Here is a 525-nt window from a genome sequence, read left to right as displayed (position 1 = left end):
GGGGTTGGGGGTGAGGGTGGCGGTGTCGCGGCTGGTGAAGGTACCGGTGCCGGGCTGGTACCAGCGGGCGTGCATGTTGACCTTGCCGGTGTCCGGGTCGGTGTATTCGCCCTGGTAGCCGAGGTTGGTCTTGGCTCCGGTCTGCGCGGTGACGGTCCCGAAGGGATCGTAGGCGGTGGTGGTGGCCAGGGCTGTGCCGGTGAAGGTGGCGACCAGGTCGCCGTGCAGGTCGGTCAGGGTGGCGAGGGCGGGGTTGGTGCCTTCCTGCTGGCCGAGCAGGCCGCCGGACGGGTCGCGGCCGTACTTGGCCTGGACGCCTCCTGCGCTGTCGGTGATGGCGGCCAGGTCGTTGCCGAGCCCTGTGTAGGTGAACAGTTGCTTGGTGGTGCCGCGGGTACGGGTGGTGACCCGATCGAGGGAGTCGTAGCTGTAGAGGCTGTCGCCGTCGGCGATGAGGCGGTCGAAGGCGTCGAAGGTGAGCTGGGTGGTGGTGCCGTTCTTGGTCTGGGTGGCGAGGGTGCCGCG

The 525-nt window shown here is 69.3% G+C and carries 1 protein-coding gene; it reads right to left on the bottom strand.

Translation table 11 applies throughout. From position 1 onward, the window contains the following. The coding region (locus CXR44_RS38730) for an RHS repeat-associated core domain-containing protein (RefSeq protein ID WP_144070262.1) at positions 1-525 on the bottom strand (525 nt) is incomplete at both ends.

This window comes from Nonomuraea indica, assembly GCF_002850745.1.
Taxonomy (GTDB): domain Bacteria; phylum Actinomycetota; class Actinomycetes; order Streptosporangiales; family Streptosporangiaceae; genus Nonomuraea; species Nonomuraea indica.
Note: the sequence above shows the minus strand (reverse complement) of the source record. Positions and strands in the feature narration are given on the sequence as shown.